The sequence below is a fragment of the uncultured Polaribacter sp. genome (assembly GCF_947503875.1).
Taxonomy (GTDB): domain Bacteria; phylum Bacteroidota; class Bacteroidia; order Flavobacteriales; family Flavobacteriaceae; genus Polaribacter.
Genome location: NZ_CANNFH010000004.1, coordinates 68,090 through 92,316, shown reverse-complemented (window position 1 = coordinate 92,316; position 24,227 = coordinate 68,090). Strand labels below are relative to the sequence as shown.

The window sequence follows — 24,227 nt, the reverse complement described above, 5'->3', positions numbered from 1 at the left end:
CTGTTTTGTGGAGTTTTTAAGTACCTTAATTATGAAGAAAATAGCACTTTTTTTATTTGGACTTTCATTTTTTACATCTTGTAAAGAAAGTCCAGAAATACTATCTACAATTACTGTAGAAAACAAATTAAATCTTGATAGAGAATTTGAAACTGTAGCAGTAGATATTTCTAATATTAATATTGAAAAAGTAGCTGATCTCGTAATTTTAGATAAAGAAAACACACAACTTACCGCTCAACTTGTAGACAATGATTTGGATGGAAAAAACGATGTTATCCTTTTTCAACCCAACATTAAAGCAAATTCAAGTAATACATACACTTTAGCAATTTCTAAAGCTGAAAAAAAAGCAGATACTGCATACTGCTACTCACGTTTTGTACCAGAAAGAACAGACGATTATACTTGGGAAAACAATAGAGTTGCTTTTAGAACTTTTGGACCAGTTGCACAAAAAATGGTAGAAGATGGTGTAAAAGGTGGTACTTTATCTAGTGGAATAGATGCTTGGTTAAAACGTGTAGAATATCCAATCATTAACAAATGGTACAAAAGAAACGATGCTAAAAAAGGTGCATATCATAAAGATTTGGGTGAAGGTTTAGATAATTTTCATGTAGGGGTAAGTAGAGGAATTGGTGGTACTGCAGTAAAAGTAGATACTTCTTATTATTTTTCTAGAAATTTTACTTCTTATAAAACCATTAGCACAGGTCCTTTAAGAACTAGTTTTGTGTTAACCTACGCTACTTGGGATGCCAATGGAAAACAAATCAACGAGACCAAACACATTTCTTTAGATTATGGTCAAAACTTAACACGTTTTGAAATTGACGTAAAAGGAACAAATACCATTTCATCAGGAATTACATTGCACAACAAAAAAGGAGTTACTAATGAGCAAGATGCTAATTTTTGGATAAGTCATTGGGAAACTTTAGACGATTCTGAAGTAGGCACAGGAATAGTAACTACAAAACCTTACTTTGCAGGATCAGAAAAATACGTAACTGCTAGAAAAGATGAGAGCAATCACTTTTTACATTTAAACGTAATTGATAACAAAGTTGTTTTTTATAGTGGCTTTGGATGGAAAAAAAGCAAACAATTCAGCACACAAAAAGAATGGGAAAATTATTTAACAGATTTCTCAAAAAAAATCAATAGTCCATTAATCGTTACCAAACTTTAATCGCATTATAAAAATGAGAAAATCATATTTTTTTCAATACTTAACTATAGCAGTTACCACTTTATTTTTTCTGGGTTGTCAATCTAAATCTAACGTAAAAACCATACGTTTAGGGCATGCTTTAGATACCCAACATCCAGTGCACAAAGCCATGGTAATTTTAGGTGAAGAATTGAATAAACAATCACAAGGAAAGCTAAAATTAAACATTTATCCTAGTGGACAATTGGGAGGTGAAAGAGAATGTTTAGAATTGTTACAGATTGGTAGTTTGGATATTACTAAAGTATCTGCAGCCGTTTTAGAAAACTTTATACCAGAATACAAGGTGTTTAGTGTGCCTTATATGTTTAGAGACAAAGCACATACTTTTAGTGTTTTTGATAGTGAAATAGGAGAAAGTTTATTGTTAAAAGGAGAAAAGTTTAGATTACGTGGTTTAACCTTTTACGATGCAGGAAGTAGAAGTTTTTATATGAAGGAAGCCCCCATAAAAACCCCAGCAGATTTAAAAGGAAAAAAAATTAGAGTACAAAAAAGTAACATGGCAGTAGCTATGGTAAATGATTTAGGAGGCTCTCCAACTCCAATTTCTTGGGGAGAATTATACACCGCTTTACAGCAAGGTGTTGTTGATGGTGCAGAGAACAATCCGCCAAGTTTTTATACTTCTAAACATTATGAAGTTTGTAAATTTTATAGTTTAGATGAACACACAGCAGTGCCTGATGTTTTATTAATAGGAACAGATACTTGGAAAAGATTAAATGAAGAAGAAAAATCTTGGGTAAAAGCAGCTGTAAAGGTGAGTACTGAAGCGCAAAGAAAATTATGGGCAGCTTCAGAAAAGGAATCAATAGCTGCAGTAAAAGCAGCTGGTGTGCAAGTGGTTTATCCAGAGAAAAAACCATTTGAAGAACAAACCAAAGGAATTTTAGAAATGTTTGATGGTAATGAAGAAATGAAAACACTAATTACTTCTATCAAAAATAAAAAATAATGAGAGCAAAAATAGACAGTGTTTTAGAAAAGTTAGTGCTTTTAATATTAGTAATAATGTTAGTTAGTGTAGTTTGGCAAGTATTTTCTAGATTTATATTAAGAAATCCAAGCACCATTACAGATGAGATTTCAAGTTTTTCATTAATTTGGGTTGGACTTTTAGGAGCAGCTTACGCAGCAGGAAAAAACTTGCATTTAGCCATAGATTTAATACCAGAAAAAACAGTTCAAAAAAATCAAAATTTATTTAACGGAATAGTATTTATTTCAATTGCTGTTTTTGCATTAACTGTTATGATTATTGGAGGAGCAAGATTGTGTCAATTGAGTTTTCAATTTGGGCAAACATCTGCAACCTTAGAAATTCCATTAGGATTTATTTACTTGGTAGTGCCAATTTCAGGCATATTAATTTGCTACTATAGTATTGATACACTTTTAAACTTAAGAAAATTAAACAAAGCATAAATTATGAATTTAGTAGAAGTCCTTATATTAGTAGTTAGCTTTTTAGTTTTTTTATCTTTAAGAGTTCCTATTGCGTTTGCAATTGGTTTAGCCGCTTTATTTACCTTATTAAGTGCCATGCCTTTTTTACCAAGTGTAACAACATTGGCACAAAGAATGGCAACTAGTTTAGATAGTTTTACCTTGTCTGCCATTCCGTTTTTTATATTGGCAGGTCAAATTATGAATAGAGGAGGAATCGCCGTCCGACTCATAAATTTTGCCAAAGCCATAGTTGGGCCATTGCCTGGAGGTTTGGCTTTTGTAAACATTATTTCTTGTATGTTATTTGGTGCTATTTCTGGATCAGCAGTAGCAGCAGCCTCTGCAATTGGTGGTTTTATGAATCCAATGATGGAAAAAGATGGGTATGATAAATCATTTAGTGCAGCTGTAAATATTACCAGTGCAACTACAGGTTTAATTATACCACCAAGTAACGTGTTAATTGTATATTCTTTAGCAAGTGGTGGGGTTTCTATAGCCGCATTATTTATTGCAGGTTATGTACCAGGATTGTTAATTGGTTTGGCATTAATGATTGTAGCTTTAATTTACTCAATCATTAAAAAATATCCAACAGATAAAATGGTAGGCTTTAAAGAATTCTTTAAAAGATTTATAGACGCTTTTCCTAGTTTAATGCTTTTGGTGGTTGTAATTGGTGGTATTGTAGCAGGAATTTTTACCGCTACAGAAGCCTCTGCAATTGCAGTAATTTATACGTTGGTTTTAGGTTTTGTATATAAAGAAATCACAGTTAAAGACATTTCTCCAATACTATTGGAAACCATAAAAACATCAGCAATTGTGTTGTTATTGGTATCTACGTCTATAGCGATGTCTTGGGTAATGAGTTATGAAAATATTCCTCAGGAAATTAGCAACACATTATTGTCAATTAGTGATAACCCAATTGTAATTTTAATCATAATCAACTTAATTTTATTATTTGTTGGTGTTTTTATGGATATGACGCCAGCCGTTTTAATTTTTACACCAATCTTTTTACCAATTGTAACAGAATTAGGAATGGATCCTATTCACTTTGGTATTATTATGATTATGAACTTATGTATTGGTTTATGTACACCACCAGTTGGCTCCGTACTTTTTGTAGGTTGTAGTGTTGCCGATTTAAAAATACAACAGGTAATAAAACCATTGTTACCCTTGTTTTTAGTAATGATTGGTGTACTCCTTTTAATTACATATTTCCCAGATTTAACGCTTTGGTTGCCTAGAGCTTTTGATTTGGTGTAAGTGGAACTTATTTTAATTTAAACATTAAAAAAGCTGTTTCTAATTGTTTAGAAACAGCTTTTTTGATGCATTTTATGCTATGAAAAAATGTGTTTATAGCTAGTTTGGCTTACTTAACGTGAATTTCATATAACTATATAACTTATATTTTTTATATAGCTGAAAATGTGTTATTTGTCATTTCGAACGTAACGAAGTGTAGTTGAGAAATCTTGTATTTAATTTGAGATTTCTCCACAAGGTGCAAATGACTTTAGTTTAAATATTATAAATTGTAATGAACTAACAAAAGGTGTTTTTTAAATCGAATTCACGTTATTTAATAAAAGCGTCCATTATTTCCATAACTTTTATGCCATTTTCTAAAACACACGGATTTTCACCTTTGCCTAAAAAGTAGTTTACAGCGCTTTCTATCATAGGGTATTGAATGTTTTCTGGATTTTTAAAAGTGAAAACTTCTTGCTTACCATTATGATTTAAAAATACTTCTTCACCATAAAAAGAAAAGGTAATTGTACCGTTTTCTCCATAAATTTTACATTCGTCTTTGGTTTCGTTTTCATTGGCATTAAAATTCCAAATTCCTTGAAACTGTACACCACTTTTAAAGCTAACAATACCGTTAACTAAATCGTGTACATGGTTTACTTCATTTGCAGTTGCAAAACCATGAAACGATTCAATTTCGCCAAAATAATTTAGCAATAAATCTATTTGATGAGGTGCAATATCATTAAAATAACCACCACCAGAAACAGCAGGGTTTAAGCGCCATTGGTCTTCTGTTTGTGCAATTATTTTATTTTCTTTTGCTTGAAAAATGTGTATTTGAGCACATTGTACTTTACCAATTGCATTGGCTTCTAGCAATTCTTTAACCTTTGCAAAAGCGGGTAATTTTCTTCTGTAATGTGCTACTACAATTTTATGGGTATCTTCTACAATTTTTTGCAGTTCAATAGCCTCTTGGTAATTTAAGGTAATTGGTTTCTCTAAATAAATTAGTTTATTAGCCGCTAAACATTGTTTAGCAATGGCTAAATGTGTGTTGGGTGGTGTAGCAATATAAACCGCATTAATTTCTGGGTTGTTTAGTAAATCGTCTACAGAATCGTACCAAAAAGGTACGTTATGTCTTTCTGCAAAATCTTTTGCTTTTGCAGTATTTCTGCGCATTACTGCAACTAGTTTAGAGTTGGCCACTTTGTTAAAAGCGGGTCCACTTTTTACTTCTGCAACGTCTCCTGCACCTATAATTCCCCAATTAATTGTATTCATTCTTTTGTTTTATACTTCCCCAAAGGGGAAAAATATTTATTTAAAATTAAAGTAGTTTTTAGCATTATAGTAACAAATATCACTTACAATTTTTCCTAGAAAATCTAAATCGTTTGGTAATTCGCCATTGGCAACATCTGTACCAATAACATTACAAAGAATACGTCTAAAATATTCGTGTCTTGGAAAAGATAAAAAACTTCTAGAATCTGTTAACATGCCAACAAAACCACTTAGTAAACCTTGATTAGAAAGTGTATCTATTTGTTTTTCCATACCATCTTTTTGATCTAAAAACCACCAAGCTGCACCAAATTGTACTTTTCCTTTTATAGTACCATCATTAAAATTACCAACCATAGTTGCAAAAACCTCATTGTCTGAAGGATTTAAATTGTAAACTATTGTTTTTGTAAGTTGGTTAGTGCTATCTAAGGTATTTAAAAAGCCACTTAATGCTTCCGCTTGCGAATAATCTCCAATAGAATCAAAACCAGTATCTGGCCCTAAATCTGCCAATAATCTTTTGTTGTTGTTTCTAATTGCACCCAAATGCAATTGCATTGTCCACCCTCTTTTATGGTACATTTTACCTAAAGCAATCATCGTTTTTGCTTTAAAAAAGGCAACTTCATCTTCAGATAAATTAGTATTGTTTTTTATTTTATCGAAAAGTGAAGCAATATTGTATTTTTCTGTGTTGAAATGATACAATTGCCCCAAACCATGATCTGATAATCTACAACCGTTTGCATTAAAAAACTCGACTCTATTTTCTAAAGCTGCTAATAAATCTGCATAAGAATTTATAGTAATTGAACTTACATTTTCTAGTTGATTCAAGTATGCATTATAACTAGCCACATCTTCTACTGCAAAAGATTTGTCTGGTCTAAAAGTTGGAAAAGTTTTAACTTTAGTGGCATCATTTTGTATGGCAATATGATGTGCTAAAGAATCAACAGGATCATCTGTAGTACAAAGCGATTCTACATTCATCAGTTTTAATAAACCGTTTGCAGCATAACTTTTTTCTTGCAACATTTTAGAAGTCTTTTCATAAATTTCTTCGGCATTTTCTGGAGTTAGTATTTCATCAATTCCAAAATAACCTTTCAATTCTAAATGCGTCCAGTGAAATAGAGGATTTCTAATGGTAAAAGGCACTACTTCTGCCCACTTTAAAAACTTTTCTTTATCTGTAGCGTTTCCTGTAATATATTTTTCATTTATACCAAAAGCACGCATTGCACGCCATTTGTAATGATCTCCATACAACCAAACTTGTGTAATATTTTCAAATTGTTTGTCTGCCGCAATTTCATTTGGTGGCAAATGATTGTGATAATCTATAATTGGTAATTTTTTTGCGTAATTGTGGTATAATGCTTTTGCAAAATCGGTTTGCAATAAAAAATCTTCCGTTAAAAAAGTGTTCATTTTATATCCTATTTCTGTGTGGTAAAGATAAAAATTATTACCTTAAAATGCGCTATCAATAGTAAGATGTAATTGTAATTTTTTATGCGGAAAAGTTAGTTTTTAACGGTAAAATTTCGCAAAACCAATAGAACATCCTATATTTGGTAAACCAAATTGGTAAACCAATTTAAGTTTTAACCTATTTATCCTTCATAAATCTAAGATATGATTAAAAAAATTGCATTTGTAGCCATTCTATTTTTATTAATTTCTTGTAAAGAAAATACTATAAATCGTATTTCTGTAGCCAATTCATTAGCATTAAAAAAAGCATTAAAAGATTTAAAACCTGGTGATGTAATTTTACTACAAGATGGTATTTATAAAGATGTAGAAATGCAGTTAATTGGAGACGGAACCAAAGACAAACCCATAATTTTAAAGGCAAAAAATGCTGGTAAAGTTTTTATAGAAGGTGTTTCTAGCTTAGAACTTAGCGGAAATTATTTAGAAGTTTCTGGTTTGTTTTTTAGAAACGGATATTCGCCTAAAAAAAATGTAATTGCTTTTAGAACTAGTGCTAAAAACGTTGCAAACCATAGTAAAGTAAGCAATTGTGTTATTCTAGATTTTAATAATTTAGAAAGAGATCAAGACAATCTTTGGGTACAATTCTATGGCAAACATAACCAGTTTAGTAATAATTATTTGGCTGGTAAAACCAATGGAGGTCCAACTTTAAGAGTAGATTTAAAAGGAAATCAAAGTATTAGAAATTACCACAAAATCATTAATAATCATTTTGGACCAAGACCTAGAAAAGGTGGCGCAAGAGGAGAAACCATTCAGTTAGGTAGTAGTTTTACGTCTATGAGTCCAAGTAACACTTTAATTGCCAATAATTTATTTGAAGAATGCAATGGCGAAGTAGAAATAATTTCTAGTAAAACCAATTTCAACATTATAAAGAATAATGTGTTTTATAAAAGTGAAGGTTCTGTGGTAACAAGGCATGGTAATTATGTAACTGTAGATGGCAATTATTTTATTGGCGATGGCGTTAACGAACAATTTGGTGGAATTAGAATTATAAATACTGGGCATTGGGTTACAAACAATCTTTTTTATAAAATAAAAGGAAAAAATTTTAGAAGTCCAATTGCAGTGATGAATGGTATACCAAAATCGCCTTTAAATAGATACAACCAAGTAACAGATGTTGTGGTGGCGTACAATACGTTTGTAGATTCAGATGCACCTTTTCAATTTGGAGTTGGGCAAAATCTAGCACAAAAAGACGTTTTGCCAAAATCTGAAATAAGATCTGCAAGAGCTTTAAGAACAGAAGTGGTAAACAATGTAATTTACAATTCTAAAGGAGATAAAACGCCTATAATTGAACATGATAAAGCAGATGGTGTTACTTTTAAAAGTAATGTGATAGATAATAATGGCGTAAAAATTACAAATGCACACGGCTTAATTGCTAAAGAGTTAAGCTTAATAGAAATAGGTGCTAATATTGCTGTTCCTGTAAATGGTTTTGCTGATGTTGAAGAGTATAAAGGTTTCGATTTTGAGGCAATAAAAAATGATTTGTTAGGGAATTCTAGAGCAAAATCGAATCAAATAGGTGCAATTCTTCAAAAGGAAAACATTAATTTAGAATTGTTAGATAAAACAAAATATGGTGCTTCTTGGTTTTCTAATGAAGTTGAAGAAATGGAGATTACAAGGCATGAGGTAAATAATGTTAACGAATTCACATCAAAATTAAAAGCAGCAAAAAGTGGCGATATTTTAGAGTTAAGTAATGGTGTTTATGAAATTTCTAAATCTTTAGAGATTGATAAAACAATTAGAATACAATCTAAAGAAAAAGTAAGTATTGTTTTTTATGGTGAAGAAAACTCGCCTGTTTTTCAATTGAAACCTTATGGTAAATTAACGTTGAAAAACATCAACCTAAAAGGAAATAACAAAAACTATGCTTTTGCAACTTTAAAAAGGCACATGTCTAACCATTTTGGTTTAAATATTCATAATTCAGAAATTAGTAATTTTAAGTATGCGTTAAAAGTGTATAAACAAGCTTTTTCAGAGGAAATTACATTTAAAAATACAGCAATTTTAAATTGCGAAAATGGTTTAGAATTATCTGAAGAAACCAATGACAGAGGAGATTATAATACAGAATATTTAACTATTGATGGCTGTACTTTTAATACCGTAAAACAAAATGTGATTGATTATTACAGAGGTGGTTATGATGAATCTACCATTGGTGGAAACTTATTGGTAACAAATTCAACTTTTACAAACTGCGGAGCAAATGAAAAAAATGGTATTTTATTAAATCATAGAGGAATTGTAAATGTGAACATAAATAACAACACTTTTAAAGATAATAATGTGCAGTTTATTTCTATCTTGTGGGGAGCAAAGAACAATACTGAATTAAACAACACTGTTTCTAATTCTGGAAGTATAAAAACAGAAGAAAACCTGAAACAAAAACTAATGTACTAATATGGCTAAAAAACTAGTAACTTTTGGTGAAGTAATGATGCGTTTATCTCCTCCAGGATATGAAAAATTTTCTCAAGCTTCTTCTTTTGAATTGGTGTATGGTGGTGGAGAAGCAAATGCGGCAATATCTTGTGCGTATTTAGGCATGAAAGCAGAGCATGTAACTCGTTTTCCAGATAATGCGCTTGGTAAAGCAGCAACACAATTTTTACGCAAGCATTGGTTAAGTACAAAAAATGTTATTTATGGAGACCAAATGATGGGCAAATATTTTCTTGAAAAAGGAGCTGTACATAGAGCTAGTGAGGTTATTTACGAAAGAGAAGGTTCTGCTTTTTCTAAGATTACGCCTAATATGATTAATTGGGAAGAAGTCTTAAAAGGTGCAGATTGGTTTCATTGGACAGGAATTACGCCTGCTATTTCAGAAGGCGCTGCTCAATGTTGCTTAGAGGCTATAAAAACAGCTAATAAATTAGGAATTACAGTTTCTGGAGACATTAATTCTAGAAATAATATGTGGAAGTATGGTACGCCAATGCAAGACGTAATTCCTGGTTTAACAAAACATACAGACGTTGTAATTACAAGTAGTAGAGGAATTCGAGAAATGTTTGGCATTGGAAGTGATGAGGATACTTTTAAGTCGCTATCTAAACAATTAATTGCTGCAAATCCCAATCTTAAAAAAGTAGCTAAAAAAACAAGAAGAATTTTAAGTGCTTCACATCATCAAATTCAAGGTAAAATATGGAATGGTGAAACGTATATTAAAACAAATATGCTGAATATTACACATATTATAGACAGAGTAGGAACTGGAGATGCTTTTGCAGCGGGTTTAATTTACGGCTTGTTGCATTTTAATGATGAAAAAGCAATAGATTTTGCAGCATCTGCTTGTGCTTTAAAACATACGGTTCCTGGAGATGTAAATACGGTATCTTTAGAAAACGTAATTGGTTTAATGGACGGTAACATAACTGGTGCAATTGTAAGATAGTGTGTTTTTAATACCAATTAAATTTTAAAATGATACATAAATAAATTGAATTATTTTTTTCTTTATCAAGGCAAAATTTTTAATCATAGCCTAAGTTATGGTTTAAAATTTTAACGCAGATAAAGGTAAAAAGAAACTAGTTATATGGGTTATTTTACTGTTTAATTGGTATAATTGGTAAAAACTGCGTTTTTTATACCTTTTACAATTGTTATTTATTTTAATTCCACTAAAATTTTGATAAAATATTAATTAAGTATATATTTGGTAAACCAAATTGGTAAACCAATTATAAAAACGGATTAAACTTTACAAAATGTCTAGCAAAACTAACTTTTTTTCTTTCTTATTTAGCATTTTGTTCTTCATAATTGCTTGTAATCAGAAAAAAGAAGAAACCGTAGATAATTCCAATAATAATAGTCACCCTAAACTAATACTTACTGCAAAAGGTGTAAAAGAAATAAGGGCACAATTGGGAACAATTCCTATTTTTGATAAAACACTAGCAAAAGTAAAAGCAGCAGTTGATGCAGAAATTGAAAACGGTATAGAAGTCCCAATTCCTAAAGATTATTCTGGAGGTTATACACATGCACGTCACAAACAAAATTGGTTTACAATGCAAAAAGCAGGTGTGTTGTATCAAATTTTAAATGATGATACCTATGCCAAATATGTAAAAGACATGTTAATGGAATATGAGGTTTTGTACAAAACTTTGCCATTACACCCAAAAACACGTTCTTATGCAAGAGGTAAATTATTTTGGCAATGTTTAAACGATTCTAATTGGTTGGTTTATGTAAGTCAAGCTTACGATTGCATTTACAATTACTTATCAGCAGAAGAAAGAAACAAATTAGAAAACAATTTATTTAGACCTTTTGCAGATCATATTTCTGTAGATAGTCCACAATTTTATCAACGTGTGCATAACCATAGTACTTGGGGCAATGCTGCTGTTGGTATGATTGGTTTGGTAATGGACGATCAAGAATTAATAGACAGAGCTTTGTATGGTATTAAAGGCGTTCGTTTAGATAAAACTAAAAAAGACGATGATGGTGGATTTTTAAATAAAGATGGAAAAGCAGGTTTTTTGGCAAATATAGAAGAACCTTTTTCGCCAGATGGCTACTATAATGAAGGCCCTTATTACCAACGTTATGCAGGTTATCCTTTTTTAATTTTTGCAGCTGGTTTACAAAATGTACAACCAGAACTTAAAATTTTCGAATATAAAAATGGAGTGCTTTTAAAATCTATTGATGCATTGTTAAATTTATCAGATGCAGATGGTGCCTTTTTTCCGTTGAATGATGGTCAAAAAGGAATGTCTTACCACACCAGCGCTTTAGTTTCTGCAGTAAATATTTCTTACAAATTTGGTGGTGAAGCACCAGGATTATTAAGCATTGCAAAAGAACAAGATAAAGTGGTTTTAGACGATAGTGGTTTGGCTGTTGCACTAGGCATTAAAAATGATAAAACGGTTCCGTTTCCTAAAAAATCCATCAATTTATCTGATGGACCAGAAGGTAAGCAAGGTGGTGTTGGTATTTTAAGAAATAAAGAAATAGAGTTGGTTTTTAAATACGCTTCACAGGGTTCTAGTCATGGGCATTATGATAAATTGTCTTATTCTTTGTATGAAGATGGCAAAGAAATCATTCAAGATTACGGTTTGGCACGTTTTGTAAACATAGAACAAAAAGGTGGTGGTAATTATTTAAAAGAAAACAAAACTTGGGCAAAACAAACCATTGCACACAATACAGTTACTGTAAATGAAACTTCACATTTTAATGGAAAATATGAAATTGGAAGTAAATTCCATTCTAATCTTCATTATTTTTCTGCGGATGATGCCAATGTAAAAGTAGTAAGTGCAATAGAAAATAACGCCTATCCAGAAGTTAATATGCACAGAACTATGGCGTTAATTAATGATGATGATTTTGAAAAACCATATTTGTTAGATATTATGAAACTTACTTCAGCGAAAGCCAATCAATACGATTTTCCGTATTATTATTTTGGTCAGGTTTTAGAAACAAATTTCGATTATACTACGCAAAATACATTAAAACCTTTGGGTGATAAAAACGGATATCAACACCTATTTTTAGAAGCAAAAGGAAAAGCAGTGGCTGGAAATTCTAAATTTTCTTGGATGCATCACAATCAATTTTATTCTTTAACAAGCGTAACAAATTCAAAAGACCAGCTTTTAATGACGAGAATTGGGGCAAACGATCCCGAATTTAATTTACGTAGAGATCCTGCACTAATTTTAAGAAGAAACAATACAAAAAATACCACTTTTGTTGCTGTAATAGAATCTCATGGTAGTTATAGTCCTGTTTCAGAATCTGCCATAAACACAAAAAGTAGTGTAAAAGAAGTGCAATTGGTTTTAGATTCTAAAGAATACACAGCAGTTTTAATAACTAATATAAATGATACTACAAACCTGTTTATAACGGCAAATTCAAATGCTTCTGAACAAGCAAAACATTCAATAACTATTAATGGTAAGAATTATACTTGGTCTGGTACTTACTATTTTCAATAAAAAATAAATTCAATAAAAATTATGAGTCGATTTAGTGAAAAATACATCATTACAAAAAATAAAGAATGGGAAGTTTTAGGAGGTGGAGTGTCTAGAAAGTTCTTAGGTTATGACAACCAAATAATGATGGTAAGAGTAAAGTTTGATGAAGGCGCATTAGGTGCACCACATCAACATTTTCATACACAGGCAACTTTTGTAGTTTCTGGTAAATTTGAATTTGAAATTGATGGCGAAAAACAAATAGTAGAAGCAGGAGATGGTGTTTATATAGAACCAAATTTACTGCACAGTGCTGTTTGTATAGAAGCCGGTGAATTAATAGATACATTTAGCCCGGTAAGAGAAGACTTTTTATCAGGAGAAAAAGTATCTTATTTTGCTGACTAGGTATTAAAATTGCTCTAAAATTTTAATAATAACTACATATTATTATTTTTTTCCTTTAATTTGTAAATTCCCCAGTCAACATATTTAAAACTATGAAATTAGATACACTTGTAAAGACAGATAACACAAACATTCAAAAAGAAATTATTTCTAAAATAGGAGCATTAATTAATTTTAAGAACCTAGAACCTGGAGATAAATTACCAGCTGAAAGAATGTTGTCTGATAAATTTAAGGTATCTAGAAGTGTAATTAGAGAAGCAATTCAGAAATTAGAATTCTATGGGATTTTAAAATCCATTCCACAAAGTGGAACATTTGTAGCAGATATAGGCGTAATTGCTATGAATGGTATGATTGCAGATATACTCAGATTAGATGAAGCCGATTTTAAATCTTTAGTAGAAACAAGAATTCTTTTGGAGTTAAAAACAGTAAGGTTAGCAGCTACAAGAAGAACAGCAGAAGATTTAATATATATTAAAGATGCTTTAGATGCATATGAAAAAAAGGTTTTAAGCGGAAAAGATGCTGTGCAAGAAGACTTATTGTTTCATTTGGCAATAGCAAAGGCAAGTGGAAATACTACCATGAATAACTTTATGCTAATTATTACACCAGAAATTATTACCAACTTTCAAAAACATCATGTTTGTGACGCAAGTTTATCTCAAAGAGGAATTCAAGAACACCAAGCAATTTTTGAGGCCATAAAAGCACAAAACCCACAATTAGCAAAGCAAAAAATGAAAGATCATTTTAAGGAATTATACCAATATTGCTATCACTCTGCTTAATTTTTTTCTAAAAACAGTAACTTTTTAAACTTTTTGCTTTAATTCTAAAAATATAAATATTTTAGAGTGTGTATTCCTTAAAAAATACTTAAATTTGGTAAACCAAACTGGTAAACCAATTTTAAATATGAATTTCAATCAACTATAATGAAAATAAAAGGCTTAAGATGGTGGGTAGTAGGGCTTGTTGCCCTAGCCGCTGTTATTAATTATATAGATAGGCAAGCATTTGGAGCTTTATGGCCAGAAATAGCGAAAGAGTTATTTCCAGAAATGAATGCTGATGAGACAAAATTAATATATGGTACCATATCTGCCGTGTTTATTATGTCTTACGCTTTTGGGCAAACTATTTTTGGAAAAATATTTGATTGGATAGGAACAAGAATAGGTTTTGCGTTATCTATAGGTATTTGGTCTGTAGCCACTATGATTCATGCATTTGCACAAGGCATGTTAAGTTTTTCAATTTTTAGATCAATTTTAGGTATTGCAGAAGCTGGTAACTGGCCAGGAGCAGCGAAGGCAAATGCAGAATGGTTTCCAATAAAAGAAAGAGCGTTAGCCCAAGGTATTTTTAACTCTGGTGCAGCAGTTGGCGGTATTGTAGCCTATCCTATTATAGGATTGCTTTCTATTTATTTATCATGGCAGGCTATTTTTGTTTGTGTAGGTTTGGTAGGTTTATTATGGTTAATACCATGGTTATTTATTGTAAAATCATCACCAGAAAAACATCCGTGGTTAACGGAAGAAGAAAAAACATACATTCTTACAGGAAAAAGAATTGTGGATGAAAAAGGAGTAATTGAAGCAGAATATAGTCCAGAAACATCAGAACTATTAAAAAGAAAAGAAAGTTGGGGTGTAATTATTGCATCTGCTGCCATAGATCCAATTTGGTGGTTATTTATTGTTTGGATTCCAATTTATTTAAATGAAGTATTTGGTTTAGATGTAAAAGAAATTGCATTTTCAGCTTGGGTACCTTATGTAGGTGCCATGTTAGGTGCTTGGGCAGGTGGTCTTATTGCTCAAAATAGACTTACTGCAGGTTGGTCTGTAGATAAAACTAGAAAAATGGTAATTACACTTGGTTGTTTATTAATGATTCCTTGTTTTATTTTACTGAGAACTCCAGGTACAGCAATAAATGCAGTAATAATTATGGCAGTTTTACTTTTTGGTTTTCAAGTTGCCATAGGTAATGTACAAACCTTACCAAGTGATATGTTTAGTGGAAAAGTAGTAGGAACTTTATCTGGTTTTGCAGGTACAGCAGCAAAACTTGGTGCTTTTGGTTTAACCATATTAATACCTTTATTAACTAAAGGAGGAAATTATACGCCAGCATTTTTAATTGGTGGTGCTTTAGCAATAACAGCCTTGTTAGCGGTTTGGATTTTATGTCCTAAAATAGAACCATTAAAGACATTAGAAGAATAAAAATAAAAGAATTATTAAACAATAAAATAGTAACTATGAGTAATAAGAATAGAGTAGCAATAATAACAGGAGCTACAGGAGGTATTGGTTTTGAAGTAGCCAAAAGATTAGGTAAAGATGGTTATACTGTTATTTTAAATGGAATAAATGATGAAGCTGGTGCAGAAAAATTAAAAGAATTAACAGAAAGTGGAATTTCTGCAGAATATTATGGTTTTGATGTTACTAACGAAGATGAAGTAACAACAAATATAAATACCATTGGAAATAAATATGGTAAAATAGACGTACTTGTTAATAATGCAGGTGGTTTAGGTGGTAGATCTCGTTTTGAAGAAATGACAACAGAATTTTATAAATCTGTAATGGCATTAAATTTAGATTCTACATTTTATGCATCAAGAGCAGCAATTCCTTTTTTAAAGAAAAGCGATTATGCAACTATAATTAATTATACCTCTAACGCAGGATGGAATGCTGGTGGACCAGGAGCAGGAATTTATGGAACGTCTAAAGCAGCAGTGCACGCAATTACAAGAGCTTTAGCGAAAGATTTAGCTGAGTATGGTATTCGTGTTAATGCAGTTTCTCCAGGTACAATAGATACACCATTTCATTCGCAAATAAAATCTACAAAGCCAGAAGTTTTTGCTTCTTGGGCAAATAATATTATGTTAGGTAGATTGGGGCAACCAGAGGATGTTGCTGGTGTTGTTGCATTTTTAGCAAGTAAAGACGCTGCTTTTATGACTGCAGAAACCATACAAATTGGTGGCGGTCAAGCTTTAGGTATTTAAAAATAAATATTTGAATAAATTAAAAAACGGTCTAGAATTACTCTAGATCGTTTTTTTTGTTAGAAGATTCTCTAACAATTAATTTAGCCTCTAAGATTTGTTTTTTTAGTGATTGTTTAAAGGTGTCTTTTTCTATATAATCTAAAAAAGTTTTGGCAGCCATTCTTCCAATCTTGTAACTATGCTGATTTACACTAGTTATTGGCGGTGTAACCATTTTAGAAAAAGGCTCATCACCAAAACCTACCAGTGCAATTTCTTCGGGTATTTTTATATTTTGCTCTTTTAAAACCTGCAATGCACCCAAAGCAGCATAATCTCCAGCAACATAAACGGCATCTGGTCTTTGTTTTAAGTTTAATAATTTTTGCATTTTTTCCCTACCATCTTCTGTAGTTAAACTACTTTCTATTAGTAATTCATTATCCAAAGGTAAGTTGTGTTTTTTTAAAGCGTCTATATATCCTTTAATTCTGTTATTGTAAATTCTTGTTCTTTTAAAACCACCAATATGCGCAATTCGTTTACAGTCTTGTGCTACTAAATGATTCACAATTTTGTGACTACTTTCATAATCATCTATTCCAATATAATCTACATTTAAGTCGTTTTCTCCTCTATCAAAAGTAATTAAAGGAATACCTGCATCTTTTATTTTTTGAAAATGACTTAAGTCTGTGGTTTCATTTGCCATAGAAGCAATAATACCATCTACTTGCGTAAAAAGTAATGTATTTATATTTGCACACTCTTTTTTATAAGATTCGTTAGATTGTGTAATGATTACATTATAACCTTCTTCATTTAAAACTTCTTCTATATTGTGTATGGTGGCAGAAAAGAAATTGCTATTTGTTTTAGGCACAATAACGCCCACCAATTTACTTTTCCCACTTCTTAAAGCACTTGCTAAATGATTTGGTTGATAATTTAGGTTTTCTGCAACTTGCAGCACCGCTTTTTTGGTTTTATCGCTAATTCTAGGATTGTTATGCAACGCTTTAGAAACAGCTGCTGCAGATATATTTAGCACATTTGCAATATCTTTTATTGTCGTTTTCTTTTTGTTTGCCAATTTTTTATATATTTGCTTAAACGTTTAAACAAATGTAATGTTTGAACTGTTATAATCAAAACAAATAACTAATTATAGGTTTTGATTTTATTTTTAAATATTGGTTAAACGTTTAACCAATTAAATATAACTTATTATAAAAAAATATAAAATGGGTAAAGTAGTAACTTTCGGAGAAATCATGTTAAGATTAGCTCCTCAAGGATTTTTAAGATTTTCTCAAGCAAATAATTTTGATGTTGTTTATGGTGGTGGAGAGTCTAACGTAGCAGTTTCTTTAGCAAATTATGGTGTAGATGTAGATTTTGTAACACGTTTACCAAAAAATGATATTGGTGAGTGTGCTATGATGGAAATGCGCAAAAGAGGTGTAAATACAAATAAAATTGTTTGGGGTGGAGACCGTTTAGGAATTTACTTTTTAGAAACTGGTGCAGTTTCTCGTGGTTCTAAAGTAGTTTATGATAGAGCACATTCTGCAATTGCAGAAATAGAAACAGGTATGATAGACTGGGATGCTGTTTTTGAAGGTTGTGAGTTTTTCCACTGGACAGGTATTACACCAGCAATTTCTCAAGGTGCTGCAGACGTTTGTTTAGAAGCTGTAAAAGCTGCTAGTGCAAAAGGAATTACTATTTCTACAGATTTAAATTACAGAGCTAAGCTTTGGCAATTTTGTGATGCTGCACACAGAGAAAAAATAATGACAGAATTAACTTCTTACTGTGATATTGTTTTAGGAAACGAAGAAGATGCAGAAATGCACTTTGGTATTAAGCCAGAAGGAATTTCTGTACAAACAGAAGGGCATAACGTAAAAGCAGAAGCATTTTTGTCTGTTTGTGAGCAAATGATGGAAAAATTTCCAAGAGCTAAAAAGGTAATTACTACTTTAAGAGGTTCTATATCTGCTTCTCACAATACTTGGGCAGGTGTTTTATACGATGGAAAAACATTGTTTCAAACGCGCCAATACCAAATTACAGATATTGTAGATAGAGTTGGTGGTGGAGATTCTTTTATGGGTGGTTTAATTTACGGATTATTACAATTCCCAGAAGATGACCAGCATGCATTAGATTTTGCAGTTGCTGCTTCTTGTTTAAAACACACTATTAAAGGTGATGCCAATTTAGCAACAGTTGCAGAAGTAGAAAAATTAATGGGTGGTGATGCATCTGGACGTGTAGCACGTTAAAAAGGTTTAATTGTTGAAACGTTTAATTGTGTAATTGTGTTCTTCACATTTATGTTTTTTATTCTACCCAACAATTAAACGATTAAACAGTTACACAAATAAATAATTACACAAAATATTATGGCACAATATACAAGATTAGAAGTAGCACAAGTAATGAAAGATACAGGAATGGTTCCTTTGTTTTTTCATAATGATATAGAAGTAAGTAAAAAAGTACTTAAAGCCTGTTATGATGGTGGTGCAAGATTAATGGAATTTACGGCTAGAGGAGATTTTGCGCATGAAGTTTTTGGAGAATTAACAAAATTCGCAATTAAAAACCTACCAGGAATGATTATGGGAGTTGGATCTGTTACAGATGGTGCAGCAGCTTCTTTATATATGGCTTTGGGTGCAAACTTTATAGTTACACCAGTTTTAAGAGAAGATATTGCAATTGCATGTAACCGTAAAAAAGTTTTATGGTCTCCAGGATGTGGTACTTTAACGGAAATTGCTAGAGCAGAAGAATTAGGTTGTGAAATCGTTAAATTATTTCCAGGAGATATTTACGGGCCACAATTTGTAAAAGGTATTAAAGGGCCACAACCTTGGACTTCTATAATGCCAACAGGTGGTGTATCTCCAACAAAAGAAAATTTAGAAGGTTGGTTTAATGCAGGTGTAACTTGTGTTGGAATGGGTTCTAAATTAATGGCAAAAAATGCCGATGGAAGTTTTGATTACGCAACAATAGAAAGCAATACAAAAGGAGCTTTAGATATTATAAAAGCACTTAGAAAGTAATTTTAAAGTATTTTAATATATAAAAACTCGGACTATTAATTTAGCTCCGAGTTTTTTGTTGTAAAAAACAATACTATTTTACTTCCTTTTTTTGTGAAATGATTACATATTAATAAATATCTTTAACGCTAGAAATTAAAGAGAACAAAATTTATTTTTTTAATAAAAAAATTAAAATAAACCCAATGTCAAGTATAAAGTTTTTAGACGCATTAGAAAACCATATAGAAATACAAAATAAGAATTCTAGGGCAATTATAAACCTAGTAAATGGTGCTAGTTTGCAAGAGTTGGTTTTAAATGATCAACTAATTATTAAAGATATAAGCGAAAATTATAAGGTAAATTATGCGTCTTCTATTTTGTTTCCTTTTCCTGGTAGAATAGAAGATGGTAAATATACTTTTAAAGACAAAGTATATCAAGTGCCTTGTAATGATACAGACAATAATAACGCGTTACACGGTGTAGTTTTCGATAAGAAATTTGAATTCGTTTCAAAAGAAAATCTAAATGATGCAATGGTTGTTAAACTCTCTTATCAACCAGAAAAAAGAGAAAGCAGTTTTCCGTTTCTGTATAAAATCGATTTAATATATACTTTATCTGCTACAAGTTTAACTCTAAAAATGGAAGTTACTAATGTTGATAATACTAATTTTCCGTTCTTTTTAGGTTGGCATCCTTATTTTGAAACTAGTAATTTAGATAAAAGTTTTGTTGATTTTAAGAGTAACCAACAATCGAAATTAAATGAGCGATTAATTGCTGTTGACGTTCTTGATAAATTGATAACAGCACCTATAAATTTTAAAAATAAAACATTTGACGATTGCTTTTATTTAACAGATAGCAAAGTAAAATTTACCACTCCAGATTACAAACTCTTAATAAATTCTGATGCAAAGAATACATTTTTACAAATGTACACGCCACCAGATAGAAAAAGAGTTGCTTTAGAGCCGCAAACTGGTCCTTCTAATGCTTTACACAATAAAACAAGCTTAACAATTTTAGAACCTAAGAAAAACTATACTGTAAATTGGTCTTTACAAATCATAGATTAATATGAATTTAATTATACAAGAGGCAAAACAAACGTATATAAATACATTTAAAAATGAACCTATATTGGTTTTTTCTCCAGGTCGAATAAATATTATTGGAGAGCATACAGACTATAATGGTGGTTTTGTTTTTCCGGCTGCTGTAGATTTGGGTATTGTTGTTGCAATTGGCAAAAGCAATACGAACAAAAGTAATGCAATTGCCTTAGATATAAATAGCAATATAACCTTCGATTTAAATAACTTAAAACCATCTAAAGAAGCGAGTTGGGTAAATTATGTGTTTGGCGTTATAGCAGAATTACAAAAAGAAAAAAAGCATTTAGATAATTTTAATATTGTAGTAAAAGGTAATATACCTGCAGGTTCAGGTATGTCTTCTTCTGCAGCATTAGAAAATGGGTTTGTTTTTGGTTTAAATGAACTATTTAGTTTAGGCTTATCAAAAACTGAAATGATTTTTATTTCGCAAAAAGCAGAGCATAATTTTGTAGGTGTAAAATGCGGAATTATGGACCAATATGCGAGCATGTTTGGTGTGAAAAATAATGTGCTTCTTCTAGATTGTAAAACTATTAAAGCAAAATCTTACGAGATTGATTTTAAAAATCATCAATTTGTTTTAATAAATACAAATGTGAAACATAGTTTGGCTGATAGTGCATACAATGATAGACGTGCTGCTTGCGAAAAAGTGGCAAAACTATTAAATGTAACAACTTTAAGGGAAGTTACAGAAAAGGACTTGCAAAAAATTGAGGCTGTAATTACTCCAGAAAATTATCAAAAAGCCTTGTACGTAATTCAAGAAATAGAAAGAACACAAAAAGCGGCAAAGGCAATTGAAAATAATGATTTAGAGGAATTAGGGAAACTTATATACGCTTCACATAATGGGTTACAAAATCAATATAAAGTAAGCTGTAAAGAGTTAGATTTTTTGGTAGACCACGCAAAAAAAGATAACAATGTTTTAGGCGCAAGAATGATGGGTGGTGGTTTTGGTGGTTGTACCATTAATTTAATTGAAAATAACGGAACAGCGCCATTTATTGCAACAATATCTAAAGCGTATAAAAAAGAATTTAATAAAGACTGTACTGTTTATTTTGTAAAATTAGCAACAGGTACGCATTTGGTTGAATAAGCTTTAAAATGGCAAACATGAAAGACAGTAATTTACAAGATTATTCACATAAAAGATTAAATATTTTAACAGGTGAATGGGTTTTAGTTTCTCCACACAGAGCAAAACGACCTTGGCAAGGTCAGAATGAAGAAATTTCTGCGGAGAAAAGACCTGCTTATGATAAAACTTGTTATTTATGTGCAACAAATACCAGAATTAATGGAGAGATAAATCCAGATTATAAGGATGTTTTTGTCTTTACCAATGATTTTGGTGCATTACAAAAAGAGTCGCCTACTTTTGTTAAAGATGATGATTTATTGCAAGCAAGAAGTGAAACAGGTATTTGTAAAGTAATTTGTTTTAGTCCAGATCATTCTAAAAGTTTGGCAGATATGGAAGTTGCAGATATTAAGAAAGTGGTACATGTTTGGCAAAAGGAATATCTAGATTTAGGTAAAAATGATACGATAAATTACGTACAAATTTTTGAAAATAAAGGAGCTGTAATGGGTTGTAGCAATCCACATCCACATGGGCAAATTTGGAGTCAGTCTACTTTACCAAACGAAGTAGTTAAAAAAGACAAACAGCAAAAAAGTTATTTTACTAAAAATAAAACGAGTCTTTTAGGAGACTATTTGCAACAAGAATTAAAAGAAAAAGAACGTATTATTTTTCAGAATGAAGATTTTGTAGTGCTTATACCTTTTTGGGCAATTTGGCCTTTTGAAACCATGATTGCACCAAAAAAAGCGAAAAAAGATATAAGTCAATTAAATGATAGTGAGGCAAAAAACTTTGCAGAAGCTATTGCTGTAATTACAAAAACTTACGATAAATTGTTCAATACATCTTTTCCGTATTCTAGTGGTATTCATCAGGCACCAACAGATGGAAAAAGTAATGCACATTGGCACTTTCACATGAGTTTTTATCCACCTTTATTAAGAAGTGCAACCGTTAAAAAGTTTATGGTAGGTTATGAAATGTTTGGTACACCACAAAGAGATATTACTGCAGAAAATGCAGCCAATAGATTAAGAGATTTACTTTAAATTTAAGTATTTAAACGCCCACTTTATTACCAAAATATGGAGTATAGTGCTGTAAGAATAAGTAGCACTGCAAAACCACCAATATTAAATAAAGGAGACGTTTTAAATAACTCTTTAGAAATATCAATACCTTTTTTATCATTACTACCCTTTTGTTGAACATAGCTAAATATACCAATAGCAAACATGGTTAACAATAAGGTATATCCCATTTGATCCATAAAAGGAACATCTACAAATACTACTAAATTAGACCATCCTTTAGGCGCTACTTTAAAGTACATAGCAATTGGTATGGCTATTAAAGCACCAAAAATGGCTCCTTTGTTTGTTGTTTTTTTCCAGAAAAGGCCTAATAAAAAAACAGCTAAAATTCCAGGACTTACAACACCCGTATATTCTTGTATAAATTGAAAGGCCTGATCTAAATTACCTAGTAAAGGTGCCATTATGCAAGCAATAATTAGTGCTACTAAACCAGACAATCTACCTGTGTTTACAGTGGCTTTATCAGATGCATTTTTATTGATGTACTGTTTGTAAATATCCATGGTAAAAATGGTAGATGTAGAATTTAACATAGAAGCTAAAGAAGAAACAATAGCTGCTGCTAAAGCTGCAAAAGCCACACCTTTAAGACCTGTAGGTAAAAATTGCAATAACCAAGGATATGCTTTATCTGCTTGTTCTAAAGACGGAAGATTGTCTTGTGCGGCTGCCCCTAAACTTACCATAATTTCAGGATCGTTAATCATTACCCAAGCAGCAATACCAGGAATTACAACAATTAAAGGAATTAATAATTTTAAAAAAGCGGCAAGTAAAATTCCTTTTTGCGCTTCTTTTAAAGATTTTGCTGCTAATGTTCTTTGTATAATATATTGGTTAAAACCCCAATAATATAAATTAGCAACCCACATACCACCCACTAAAACAGCTAAGCCAGGTAAGTTTTTATATTCAGGATTTGTTTCGTCTAAAATCATTTCAAAACGACCAGGAACTGCTTCATATACCGTTGTTAAACCTGCTATAAATCCTTGTCCTCCAGAAACTGTATTTAATGCTAAATACGTGGTTATTAATCCTCCTAATACTAAAAAAACTACTTGTATAACATCTGTCCAAGCAACTGCAGATAAACCACCGTATAAAGAATAAGCTGCGGCAAATAAGGCCAAACCTAAAACCCCATAAATTAAAGGAATACCTATAATAGTTTCCAATGCTAAAGCACCTAAATATAAAACAGTGGTAAGGTTTACAAAAACATACAAGGCAATCCAGAATACAGCTAAAATAGTTTTTAAATTGGTGGAGTATCTTTTTTCTACAAATTCTGGTATGGTATATAATCCTTTTTCTATAAAAATTGGTAAAAAGTATTTACCCACAATAATTAGTGTAATGGCAGCCATCCACTCATAAGAAGCAATTGCTAGGCCAGAGGCAAAGCCAGAACCAGACATACCAATAAATTGTTCTGCAGAAATATTTGCTGCAATTAAAGAGGCACCAATTGCCCACCAAGGTAAAGATTTACTTGCTAAAAAATAATCTTCGGCATTTTTTTGATGTCCTTTTTTATCTCTAGAAACCCATAAACCAACTCCTAATATTAAAATTGCGTAGGTAATAAAAACTACATAATCCCAAAAGTGAAAACCTGCTGTCATAATTTTGTTTGTATAAATTATATCG

20 protein-coding genes are annotated in these 24,227 nt (G+C 31.3%); 16 read left to right on the top strand and 4 right to left on the bottom strand.

The window, feature by feature from the left end:
* Positions 1 to 31 precede the first annotated feature (31 nt).
* The 4 genes from Q0684_RS07465 to Q0684_RS07450 are packed head-to-tail and all read left to right on the top strand — an operon-like array spanning position 32 to position 3,967.
* Positions 32 to 1,195 carry a DUF4861 family protein gene (locus tag Q0684_RS07465; protein ID WP_299014594.1) on the top strand — a complete coding sequence of 388 codons (1,164 nt, stop codon included), beginning with the start codon at positions 32 to 34 and terminating at the stop codon, positions 1,193 to 1,195.
* Between the two features lie 13 nt (positions 1,196 to 1,208).
* Positions 1,209 to 2,195, top strand: coding sequence for a TRAP transporter substrate-binding protein (locus tag Q0684_RS07460; protein WP_299014590.1), 987 nt, complete (start codon positions 1,209 to 1,211; stop codon positions 2,193 to 2,195).
* The gene (locus tag Q0684_RS07455; RefSeq protein WP_299014587.1) at positions 2,195 to 2,665 is read left to right on the top strand and encodes a TRAP transporter small permease; all 471 of its coding nucleotides are present in this window, start codon (positions 2,195 to 2,197) and stop codon (positions 2,663 to 2,665) included. Before Q0684_RS07460 ends, Q0684_RS07455 begins: the two co-directional genes overlap by 1 nt.
* 3 nt (positions 2,666 to 2,668) lie before the next feature.
* On the top strand, positions 2,669 to 3,967 hold the full coding sequence (locus tag Q0684_RS07450) for a TRAP transporter large permease (RefSeq protein WP_299014584.1): 1,299 nt from the start codon (positions 2,669 to 2,671) through the stop codon (positions 3,965 to 3,967).
* A 315-nt stretch (positions 3,968 to 4,282) separates the two neighbouring features.
* On the opposite strand, the gene Q0684_RS07445 is transcribed toward Q0684_RS07450, so the two are convergent.
* Positions 4,283 to 5,248: a Gfo/Idh/MocA family oxidoreductase gene (locus Q0684_RS07445; protein ID WP_299014581.1), complete on the bottom strand. Its 966-nt coding sequence runs from the start codon at positions 5,246 to 5,248 to the stop codon at positions 4,283 to 4,285.
* Between the two features lie 36 nt (positions 5,249 to 5,284).
* Positions 5,285 to 6,688, bottom strand: a complete 1,404-nt coding sequence (gene uxaC, locus Q0684_RS07440; RefSeq protein WP_299014578.1) for a glucuronate isomerase — start codon at positions 6,686 to 6,688, stop codon at positions 5,285 to 5,287.
* A gap of 207 nt (positions 6,689 to 6,895) precedes the next feature.
* Between uxaC and Q0684_RS07435 the strand changes: the two genes are divergently transcribed.
* The 7 genes from Q0684_RS07435 (at position 6,896) to Q0684_RS07405 (ending at position 16,210) form a co-directional block, all read left to right on the top strand.
* Positions 6,896 to 9,199 (top strand): chondroitinase-B domain-containing protein, encoded by a 2,304-nt coding sequence (locus Q0684_RS07435; protein WP_299014574.1) that lies wholly within the window; start codon positions 6,896 to 6,898, stop codon positions 9,197 to 9,199.
* A gap of 1 nt (position 9,200) precedes the next feature.
* On the top strand, positions 9,201 to 10,202 hold the full coding sequence (locus Q0684_RS07430; protein WP_299014571.1) for a sugar kinase: 1,002 nt from the start codon (positions 9,201 to 9,203) through the stop codon (positions 10,200 to 10,202).
* A 316-nt stretch (positions 10,203 to 10,518) separates the two neighbouring features.
* A complete protein-coding gene (locus Q0684_RS07425; RefSeq protein WP_299014568.1) occupies positions 10,519 to 12,780 on the top strand; it encodes an alginate lyase family protein in 2,262 nt (753 codons plus the stop codon).
* 21 nt (positions 12,781 to 12,801) lie between these two features.
* On the top strand, positions 12,802 to 13,170 hold the full coding sequence (locus Q0684_RS07420) for a cupin domain-containing protein (RefSeq protein ID WP_299014566.1): 369 nt from the start codon (positions 12,802 to 12,804) through the stop codon (positions 13,168 to 13,170).
* 92 nt (positions 13,171 to 13,262) lie between these two features.
* Positions 13,263 to 13,967, top strand: coding sequence for a FadR/GntR family transcriptional regulator (locus Q0684_RS07415; protein ID WP_299014564.1), 705 nt, complete (start codon positions 13,263 to 13,265; stop codon positions 13,965 to 13,967).
* A 147-nt stretch (positions 13,968 to 14,114) separates the two neighbouring features.
* The gene (locus tag Q0684_RS07410) at positions 14,115 to 15,413 is read left to right on the top strand and encodes an MFS transporter (protein ID WP_299014561.1); all 1,299 of its coding nucleotides are present in this window, start codon (positions 14,115 to 14,117) and stop codon (positions 15,411 to 15,413) included.
* Positions 15,414 to 15,448: 35 nt separating this feature from the next.
* Entirely contained in the window at positions 15,449 to 16,210 is a 762-nt protein-coding gene (locus Q0684_RS07405) for an SDR family NAD(P)-dependent oxidoreductase (RefSeq protein ID WP_299014556.1), read from the top strand.
* 37 nt (positions 16,211 to 16,247) lie between these two features.
* Here Q0684_RS07405 and Q0684_RS07400 read toward each other — a convergent pair whose 3' ends face one another.
* A complete protein-coding gene (locus Q0684_RS07400) occupies positions 16,248 to 17,285 on the bottom strand; it encodes a LacI family DNA-binding transcriptional regulator (protein ID WP_299014555.1) in 1,038 nt (345 codons plus the stop codon).
* A 151-nt stretch (positions 17,286 to 17,436) separates the two neighbouring features.
* Between Q0684_RS07400 and Q0684_RS07395 the strand changes: the two genes are divergently transcribed.
* From Q0684_RS07395 to Q0684_RS07375, 5 genes are all read left to right on the top strand, one after another.
* Positions 17,437 to 18,483: a sugar kinase gene (locus tag Q0684_RS07395; RefSeq protein ID WP_299014552.1), complete on the top strand. Its 1,047-nt coding sequence runs from the start codon at positions 17,437 to 17,439 to the stop codon at positions 18,481 to 18,483.
* Positions 18,484 to 18,603: 120 nt separating this feature from the next.
* Entirely contained in the window at positions 18,604 to 19,272 is a 669-nt protein-coding gene (locus Q0684_RS07390) for a bifunctional 4-hydroxy-2-oxoglutarate aldolase/2-dehydro-3-deoxy-phosphogluconate aldolase (RefSeq protein WP_299014549.1), read from the top strand.
* Between the two features lie 185 nt (positions 19,273 to 19,457).
* Positions 19,458 to 20,339, top strand: coding sequence for an aldose 1-epimerase (locus Q0684_RS07385; RefSeq protein WP_299014546.1), 882 nt, complete (start codon positions 19,458 to 19,460; stop codon positions 20,337 to 20,339).
* A gap of 1 nt (position 20,340) precedes the next feature.
* Positions 20,341 to 21,486, top strand: a complete 1,146-nt coding sequence (galK, locus tag Q0684_RS07380) for a galactokinase (RefSeq protein WP_299014543.1) — start codon at positions 20,341 to 20,343, stop codon at positions 21,484 to 21,486.
* 17 nt (positions 21,487 to 21,503) lie between these two features.
* The gene (locus Q0684_RS07375) at positions 21,504 to 22,526 is read left to right on the top strand and encodes a UDP-glucose--hexose-1-phosphate uridylyltransferase (RefSeq protein ID WP_299015534.1); all 1,023 of its coding nucleotides are present in this window, start codon (positions 21,504 to 21,506) and stop codon (positions 22,524 to 22,526) included.
* A gap of 26 nt (positions 22,527 to 22,552) precedes the next feature.
* Here Q0684_RS07375 and Q0684_RS07370 read toward each other — a convergent pair whose 3' ends face one another.
* The gene (locus Q0684_RS07370; protein ID WP_299014540.1) at positions 22,553 to 24,202 is read right to left on the bottom strand and encodes a sodium/sugar symporter; all 1,650 of its coding nucleotides are present in this window, start codon (positions 24,200 to 24,202) and stop codon (positions 22,553 to 22,555) included.
* Positions 24,203 to 24,227: the final 25 nt, after the last annotated feature.

Excerpts from the sequence above, each read along its gene's own strand:
- Q0684_RS07465 (WP_299014594.1), top strand. The coding sequence starts at position 32 with ATGAAGAAAATAGCACTTTTTTTATTTGGACTTTCATTTTTTACATCT.
- Q0684_RS07460 (WP_299014590.1), top strand. The coding sequence starts at position 1,209 with ATGAGAAAATCATATTTTTTTCAATACTTAACTATAGCAGTTACCACT.
- Q0684_RS07455 (WP_299014587.1), top strand. The coding sequence starts at position 2,195 with ATGAGAGCAAAAATAGACAGTGTTTTAGAAAAGTTAGTGCTTTTAATA.
- Q0684_RS07450 (WP_299014584.1), top strand. The coding sequence starts at position 2,669 with ATGAATTTAGTAGAAGTCCTTATATTAGTAGTTAGCTTTTTAGTTTTT.
- Q0684_RS07445 (WP_299014581.1), bottom strand. The coding sequence starts at position 5,248 with ATGAATACAATTAATTGGGGAATTATAGGTGCAGGAGACGTTGCAGAA.
- uxaC (WP_299014578.1), bottom strand. The coding sequence starts at position 6,688 with ATGAACACTTTTTTAACGGAAGATTTTTTATTGCAAACCGATTTTGCA.
- Q0684_RS07435 (WP_299014574.1), top strand. The coding sequence starts at position 6,896 with ATGATTAAAAAAATTGCATTTGTAGCCATTCTATTTTTATTAATTTCT.
- Q0684_RS07430 (WP_299014571.1), top strand. The coding sequence starts at position 9,201 with ATGGCTAAAAAACTAGTAACTTTTGGTGAAGTAATGATGCGTTTATCT.
- Q0684_RS07425 (WP_299014568.1), top strand. The coding sequence starts at position 10,519 with ATGTCTAGCAAAACTAACTTTTTTTCTTTCTTATTTAGCATTTTGTTC.
- Q0684_RS07420 (WP_299014566.1), top strand. The coding sequence starts at position 12,802 with ATGAGTCGATTTAGTGAAAAATACATCATTACAAAAAATAAAGAATGG.
- Q0684_RS07415 (WP_299014564.1), top strand. The coding sequence starts at position 13,263 with ATGAAATTAGATACACTTGTAAAGACAGATAACACAAACATTCAAAAA.
- Q0684_RS07410 (WP_299014561.1), top strand. The coding sequence starts at position 14,115 with ATGAAAATAAAAGGCTTAAGATGGTGGGTAGTAGGGCTTGTTGCCCTA.
- Q0684_RS07405 (WP_299014556.1), top strand. The coding sequence starts at position 15,449 with ATGAGTAATAAGAATAGAGTAGCAATAATAACAGGAGCTACAGGAGGT.
- Q0684_RS07395 (WP_299014552.1), top strand. The coding sequence starts at position 17,437 with ATGGGTAAAGTAGTAACTTTCGGAGAAATCATGTTAAGATTAGCTCCT.
- Q0684_RS07390 (WP_299014549.1), top strand. The coding sequence starts at position 18,604 with ATGGCACAATATACAAGATTAGAAGTAGCACAAGTAATGAAAGATACA.
- Q0684_RS07385 (WP_299014546.1), top strand. The coding sequence starts at position 19,458 with ATGTCAAGTATAAAGTTTTTAGACGCATTAGAAAACCATATAGAAATA.
- galK (WP_299014543.1), top strand. The coding sequence starts at position 20,341 with ATGAATTTAATTATACAAGAGGCAAAACAAACGTATATAAATACATTT.
- Q0684_RS07375 (WP_299015534.1), top strand. The coding sequence starts at position 21,504 with ATGAAAGACAGTAATTTACAAGATTATTCACATAAAAGATTAAATATT.
- Q0684_RS07370 (WP_299014540.1), bottom strand. The coding sequence starts at position 24,202 with ATGACAGCAGGTTTTCACTTTTGGGATTATGTAGTTTTTATTACCTAC.